A 7,009-nucleotide genomic window follows, 5' to 3' on the forward strand; every position below is an offset into this window, starting at 1 on the left:
GCCGTCCCCTCCACCCGCCACCGTCCGGCCCGCGACGGCCGGGCGACGCCCGTGCATCGGGCGCCCGCCGGTGATCCCGATGGTGGTGTGCAGGTCGGCCGGTCGGCCTCCGACGACGTGACGCCGCAGTACGGCGAGGCGCCGGTCGTCCCCATGGACCGGCGGCTTCCGCTGTGGTCCGTGTCCGGCCCCACGACGGGCGCGGACGCCACCGGGGGGACCGGGGACAGGCGGCAGGACATCCCCGTATCCCCCGCCTAGCGGGGTGACCCCCCCTCGCCGCCGGCCTGCCGCGCGGTGCGACCGGTCCGACCCCTGTGGGGGCTCCGGACTCCGTCCCTCTCCCGTCCCGCGCCCACGCCCGCGCGGGATCGTGCGACGGACGTTCTGTGCACACAGAGTGTGCACAGAAGGGGGAACATGCGACCTGTCGCCCGCGGCAACACGTACTCCGGCGCAGGCCGACAAGCGACTCCGCGGAACCGAAGGACCCGGACGGCCGAAAGCCGTCGGTCGGTTCGGGCCGGTTCCCGCGGAGGAGGACGGAAGGATCCCCATTGGGGTGAGGATCAGCCGTCCTGCTCCCTTCCGGGAGCCGTTCCAGGGGCCTCACCGGGTCAACCCCAGCCCGGTGAGGCCCTGCCTTCGCGGCACGGCGTGCCAAAGCGTGCCGGATACACGGCATCATGTGACAGGTATCACCGCTGTGGTGTGACCCTCGATTTAGAGACCCTCCGCAACCGGCGATAACCTGCGAGACGGACATGCCGCGCGCTCGGACACCGTGTGCGCACCCCCTGTGACACAGCGGTCGTCACGTTGCCCTCGCGGCACGCCCACGCATCCAACGAACCGCGAGATCACTGATAGGGACGGAAGCGCGTGGACCTGTTCGAGTACCAGGCGAGGGACCTCTTCGCCAAGCACGATGTACCGGTGCTGGCCGGTGAAGTCATCGACACGCCTGAGGCGGCCCGCGCAGCCACTGAGCGTCTCGGTGGCAAGTCCGTCGTCAAGGCACAGGTGAAGGTCGGTGGCCGCGGCAAGGCCGGCGGCGTGAAGCTGGCCGCGACCCCGGACGAGGCCGTCGCCCGTGCGACGGACATCCTCGGCATGGACATCAAGGGCCACACGGTCCACAAGGTGATGATCGCCGAGACGGCCCCGGAGATCCTGGAGGAGTACTACGTCTCCTTCCTCCTGGACCGTGCCAACCGCACCTTCCTCTCCATCGCCTCCGTCGAGGGCGGCATGGAGATCGAGGAGGTGGCCGCCACCCGTCCGGAGGCCGTCGCCAAGACCCCGATCGACGCCAACGAGGGTGTGACCCCCGAGAAGGCCCGCGAGATCGTCGAGGCCGCGAACTTCCCGGCCGAGGTCGCCGACAAGGTCGCGAACGTCCTGGTCACCCTGTGGAAGACCTTCATCGCCGAGGACGCGCTCCTCGTCGAGGTCAACCCGCTGGCCAAGGTCGCCTCCGGTGACGTCATCGCCCTGGACGGCAAGGTCTCCCTGGACGAGAACGCCGAGTTCCGCCAGCCGGAGCACGAGGCCCTCCAGGACAAGGAGTCCGCCAACCCGCTCGAGGCCGCCGCCAAGGCGAAGAACCTCAACTACGTCAAGCTCGACGGCGAGGTCGGCATCATCGGCAACGGCGCGGGTCTCGTCATGAGCACCCTGGACGTCGTCGCGTACGCCGGTGAGAACCACGGTGGCGTCAAGCCCGCCAACTTCCTCGACATCGGCGGCGGCGCGTCCGCGGCCGTGATGGCGAACGGCCTGGAGATCATCCTGGGCGACCCGGACGTCAAGTCCGTGTTCGTCAACGTCTTCGGTGGCATCACCGCCTGTGACGAGGTCGCCAACGGCATCGTGCAGGCGCTCCAGCTGCTCGCGGACAAGGGCGAGGAAGTCACCAAGCCGCTCGTCGTCCGTCTGGACGGCAACAACGCCGAGCTGGGTCGCAAGATCCTCTCCGACGCCAACCACCCGCTGGTCCAGCGCGTGGACACCATGGACGGCGCGGCCGACAAGGCCGCCGAGCTCGCGGCTGCGAAGTAAGGAAGAGGGACTCAGACAGCCATGGCTATCTTCCTCAACAAGGACTCCAAGGTCATCGTCCAGGGCATGACCGGTGCCACGGGCATGAAGCACACCAAGCTCATGCTGGCCGACGGCACGAACATCGTCGGTGGCGTGAACCCCCGCAAGGCGGGCACCTCCGTCGACTTCGACGGCACCGAGATCCCGGTCTTCGGCTCGGTGGCCGAGGCGATGGAGAAGACGGGCGCGAACGTGTCCGTCCTCTTCGTGCCGCCGGCGTTCGCCAAGGCCGCCGTGGTCGAGGCGATCGACGCGGAGATCCCCCTCGCGGTCGTCATCACCGAGGGCATCGCCGTCCACGACTCGGCCGCGTTCTACGCGTACGCCGTGTCGCAGGGCAACAAGACCCGCATCATCGGCCCCAACTGCCCGGGTCTCATCACCCCCGGCCAGTCGAACGCCGGCATCATCCCGGGCGACATCACCAAGCCGGGCCGTATCGGCCTGGTGTCGAAGTCCGGCACGCTGACGTACCAGATGATGTACGAGCTCCGTGACATCGGCTTCTCGTCGGCCGTCGGCATCGGTGGCGACCCGGTCATCGGCACCACGCACATCGACGCGCTCGCCGCGTTCGAGGCCGACCCCGACACCGACCTGATCGTCATGATCGGTGAGATCGGCGGCGACGCCGAGGAGCGTGCCGCGGCCTACATCGCCGAGCACGTCACCAAGCCGGTCGTCGGCTACGTCGCGGGCTTCACCGCGCCCGAGGGCAAGACCATGGGCCACGCCGGCGCCATCGTCTCCGGCTCCTCCGGCACGGCCGCCGCGAAGAAGGAGGCCCTCGAGGCCGCGGGCGTCAAGGTCGGCAAGACCCCGACCGAGACGGCGAAGCTGGCGCGCGAGATCCTCGCGGGCTGACCGGACTCCGGATCACCGGCCGGCGGACGCCCCGCGCGTCGCGGCCGCGGCAGGGCCCGCACCCTCACGGGGGTGCGGGCCCTGCCGTATGTCCGCCTGCCGTCCCACGCCCGGGCGCCGGGCGGGTCGCCCCTCACCACCGTGCCGGTGGCGACGGGCGCCCTCACCGGGCTTCCGGCGCCAGCCGTTCCGGCCCGTTCTGCGGCTGTGAGCGCAGTTTGTCCCGCAGGATCTCCTGCTCGTACGACAGCGGGCCCGGCGCCGGCTTCGGCGGGACGCCCTGCACCGTCTTCCCGGCCGGCACCGGCTGCCGGTAGCGCGTGGGCGCGGTGTGCAGGGTCAGGACGGTCGCGCCGATGACGGCGGCCGTGAACGCGATCGCGGCCCGGGTCCAGAAGCGCGCCCTGCGTTCCCCGCTCACCCGCACCGTCGTCGGCTTGGTCGTCGGCAGACGTTCGGCGGCGGCCAGACCGGTCAGCCGCCGGTGCAGGCCGGACGGGTCCGCGAGCTCCGGCAGCCGCGCCGCGACGGCCTCGCGCGCGTGCAGCAGCCGCTTCGCGGTCGCCCGTCTGCTCGCCTCCGTCTCCGCCGCCGTCTCCGGCAGACCGAGACCGACCCCGTCGTGCAGCAGCAGGGTGCGGCGGTACGGCGGCGGGAGCCGCAGGAGTACGTCCAGCAGCGCGCGGTCGGCCGCGTCGGCGGGCGGGGGTTCACCGTGCCGGTGACTCGGACGGAACCGGTGCCAGGGGGAGAGCGCGTAGTCGTACGTCGCCGCCCGCGCCCAGCCGGCCGGGTCGCGGTCCTGGGCCACCTCGGGCCAGCGCTGCCAGGCGAGCTGGAAGGCGCGCTCGACCGACTCGCGGGCGAGCGCGCGGCGGCCGGTGAGCAGATACGCCTGCCGGACGAGGGCGGGGGCGCAGAACGCGTACAGCGCGTCGAAGGCCTGAGCCGGTGTCAGGGTCCCGTTCGCCGGGCCGGCTCCCGACGGTTCGGCGTCCGGTGAGGTCTGCCGCTCCAGCGGCTCGGTCGGCTCGGTCGGCTCGGTCGTCTCGGTCCCGTCCGTCCCCCGACCGGCCGTCATGCCGGGGCCGGGCTCCGCGAAGGCGGCCAGCAGCCTGGCGTACTCCTCCCGCTTCCGGCCCCGCGGAGCGGTGCGGCCGGCTTCCCACGCGCGCACCGTCTTCAGGGGGACGCCGATCCGCGCGGCGACCTGATCCTGCGTCAGCGCACCCCGCTCGCGAAGGCGTCGGCGTTCGCCCGGCGAGGGGAGCGGAGGTGCGGGGCTCTGTGTCACAGGACGCCCCTCCGTGCGAAAAAGTACATAAACGTATATTGAGTGACACGTCGGAGGTTCGCCTGTTGCGACGGTAAAGCGCGTGTCGTTGGGAGCATGGCGATGTGATCCACATGACCGCTCGCCGATCGTTGCTGTCGCCCCTGCTCATGCGGATGCGCGACCGTTCGCCGGGAATGGGCGCCAGTCTCCTGGGCGGTGCCGTCGCCGCGGGGCTCGGGCTCGGCGCGCTCGCCGTGCTTGTGATGGTACTCTGGATCAGTTCGCCGTACCCCGACAGCGGCCCGGGGGGCGCCCTGCATGTCGCCGCCGCCCTGTGGCTGCTGGCGCACGGAGCCGAACTGGTCCGTACCGACACCCTCTCCGGTGTCCCGGCCCCCGTGGGCGTCACCCCGCTGCTGCTGTGCGCGCTGCCGGCCTGGCTGGTGTACCGGGCGGCCCGGGACGCGGTGGACGGCGACGGGGACACGGACGTGGACGCGGACGTGCCGCCGGTCGCGGCACACACGGCCTGGGTGGGTGTCGTCCTCGGCTATCTGGCCGTCGGCGCGGCCGCCGCGCTCTATGCCGCGGGCGGCGATCTGCGGCCCTCGTGGAACTGGACGGGGGCGAGCCTGCCGCTAGTCGCCGTGGTGATGGCCGGGGCGGGCGTGTGGACGGCGTACGGGCGGCCCCGCACCCCGGTCGACAGCATGCTGGCCCTGCTGCCGGACGCGCTGCGGCGGCTCGTCCTCGGGGCGGACGCGCGGGCGCGGCTCGGGGCCGCCGTACGGGCCGCGGCCGCCGGGACGGCGGTGTACTTCGGGGGCGGCGCGCTGCTGGTGGGGGTGTCGCTGGTGTGGCACGGGGACGCGGCGCGCGCGTCCTTCTGGCAGCTGACGGAGGGCTGGTCGGGGCGGTTCGCCGTGCTGCTGCTGTGCCTCGCGCTGATGCCGAACGCGGTGGTGTGGGCGGCCGCGTACGCCCTCGGCCCCGGCTTCGCGCTGGGCGTCGGCCATGTCGCGGCCCCCGTCGCCTCGGCTCCCGCTCCGCTGCTCCCGCCGTTCCCGCTGCTGGCCGCGGTCCCGGACGCCGGGCCGGGTACGCCGCTGAACTGGGCTTCCGCGGCGGTGCCGGTGGCGGCCGGGGTCACGGTGGGCTGGTTCACGGCCAGGGCGGCGCTGCGCAGGCCGGGGGCCCGGGGCTGGTCGCGGGAGCGGACCGCGGCCTCGGCCGGACTGGCGGCCGTGCTGTGCGCGGGGGCGCTGGCGGTACTGGCCGCGCTGGCGGGCGGACCGCTCGGCGTCGCCGAGCTCGCCCGGTTCGGGCCGGTGTGGTGGCAGGTGGGGTGCGCGGCGCTCGTCTGGACGGCGGGCATGGGGGTGCCGGTGGCACTGACGGCGCGGTGGTGGCGGCGTCGGGGCGCTGTCCCGGCGGCGGGTTCCGAGTCGACGATCGGCAGACAGCGGGCCGAGGCGGCCAAGTCCACACCCCCTCCGGCGTCGGAGCCGACGCCGGGACGGAGGTGGAAGCTGCTCGCGAGGACGACGACGGGGGCCAGGACGGAGCCGAAGCAGCCCTCGGACCCGACACCCGCACCGACACCCGCACCCGCACCGGCACCGGCACCGGCTCCGGCCCCTGAGCCGGAGTCGGAGTCGGCGTCGGAGCCGACGCCGGGGCCCGAGCCGAAGCGGACGTGGAAGCTGATCGTGAGGACGAGGGCGGGAACGGGGACCGGGACGGAGCCGACCTCGGCCGCGGAGCTCAGGTCGGTCTCGGCCGCGGAGTCCAGGTCGGTCTCGGCCGCGGAGCCCAGGTCGGCCTCGGCCTCGGCGCCTGCCCCGGCCTCGGCCTCGGCCCCGGCTCCGGCCCCGGCGCCGGAGGCGACGCCCGTCCCGAGACCGGCCCCGACGCCGAAGCCGGGGCAGGCGCCGCAGGCGCCCACCGGCACGGCCCCCGAGGCGCCCACCGGGACTGTCCCCGGGCAGACGCCCAAAACGCAGGGGGAGCAGGGAGAGCAGGGGACCCCGGGGGAGCAGGCGGAGCAGGGTGCGCGAGTACGGCCGCGTCTGCCGCGCGTTCCAGGGCGCACGCGGGCCGACTCCCCGGCGAGGCCGGGGCAGGTGCCGAAGCCGGTGCCCCGGCCGGTGCCGGAGCGGACGCCCGCGGCGGAAGCCGGGCAGACGGAGGAGGGCCGGGACGCGCACGGGCGCCGGTTCTGGATGCCGGGGCGCCCGGCGGTCGGCCGGCTGCTGCGGCGCCGGCGTTCGACCGGGCCCGCGACGAAGCCGAGGAGCGCCCGGGACGCGGCACGGCGCCGCGAGGACGAGAGCCCGTACGACCTTCTCCCAGCCGATCCGCCCGCCGTCGAGCCGCTGCCCGGACCCTGGCACGGCGACGCGGCGCGCGCGGCCCGCTGGGCGGCCCTGCGAGACGCGTCCGGTCCCCCGGACGACCCCACCGGCCCGCACCTCTGACCCCGGCTACGGGGAGGGAACTGGCGCCGGCCCCTGCTCGTCGGGAGGAGGGGCCGGCGGTCAGTTGGTGGTCAGTACGCCCCGCAGTTCCTCCGGCAGGAGTTGCTTGCAGGACTGCTTCGCCGCGTTGGTGAGGGCGTCGTTCGTGCAGGTGTAGTAGTCGCGGTAGACGAGCTGGGCGGTGAAGGCCGCCGCGACCAGGGCGATGGCCAGCGAGGCCGTGACCAGGCCGGTCACCGCGGCGGTGGTCTGCGGGCGCCCGGTCGTGGGCTGGGCGGGGGTGTTCGGG

4 protein-coding genes and 2 pseudogenes are annotated in these 7,009 nt (G+C 73.9%); 4 read left to right on the forward strand and 2 right to left on the reverse strand.

Going from position 1 to position 7,009, the window contains the following annotated elements:
• From FNH09_RS49285 to sucD, 3 genes and pseudogenes are all read left to right on the forward strand, one after another.
• Positions 1-261 (forward strand): annotated as a pseudogene (locus FNH09_RS49285) (hypothetical protein); the annotation flags it as partial.
• A gap of 621 nt (positions 262-882) precedes the next feature.
• Positions 883-2,061, forward strand: a complete 1,179-nt coding sequence (sucC, locus tag FNH09_RS43120) for an ADP-forming succinate--CoA ligase subunit beta (protein WP_162469963.1) — start codon at positions 883-885, stop codon at positions 2,059-2,061.
• 21 nt (positions 2,062-2,082) lie between these two features.
• Positions 2,083-2,967, forward strand: a complete 885-nt coding sequence (gene sucD, locus FNH09_RS43125; protein WP_152895329.1) for a succinate--CoA ligase subunit alpha — start codon at positions 2,083-2,085, stop codon at positions 2,965-2,967.
• A gap of 163 nt (positions 2,968-3,130) precedes the next feature.
• On the opposite strand, the gene FNH09_RS43130 is transcribed toward sucD, so the two are convergent.
• Positions 3,131-4,261, reverse strand: coding sequence for a sigma factor-like helix-turn-helix DNA-binding protein (locus FNH09_RS43130; protein ID WP_162469964.1), 1,131 nt, complete (start codon positions 4,259-4,261; stop codon positions 3,131-3,133).
• Between the two features lie 113 nt (positions 4,262-4,374).
• Between FNH09_RS43130 and FNH09_RS43135 the strand changes: the two genes are divergently transcribed.
• Positions 4,375-6,720 carry a cell division protein PerM gene (locus FNH09_RS43135; protein ID WP_476691279.1) on the forward strand — a complete coding sequence of 782 codons (2,346 nt, stop codon included), beginning with the start codon at positions 4,375-4,377 and terminating at the stop codon, positions 6,718-6,720.
• Positions 6,721-6,780: 60 nt separating this feature from the next.
• Here FNH09_RS43135 and FNH09_RS47355 read toward each other — a convergent pair.
• Positions 6,781-7,009 (reverse strand): annotated as a pseudogene (locus tag FNH09_RS47355) (hypothetical protein); the annotation flags it as partial.

The sequence above is a fragment of the Streptomyces adustus genome (assembly GCF_009377175.1).
Taxonomy (GTDB): domain Bacteria; phylum Actinomycetota; class Actinomycetes; order Streptomycetales; family Streptomycetaceae; genus Streptomyces; species Streptomyces adustus.

What these genes read in the sequence shown, in the direction of transcription:
- FNH09_RS43135 (WP_476691279.1), top strand. Translation starts at nt 4,375, where the DNA reads ATGACCGCTCGCCGATCGTTGCTGTCGCCCCTGCTCATGCGGATGCGC.
- sucD (WP_152895329.1), top strand. Translation starts at nt 2,083, where the DNA reads ATGGCTATCTTCCTCAACAAGGACTCCAAGGTCATCGTCCAGGGCATG.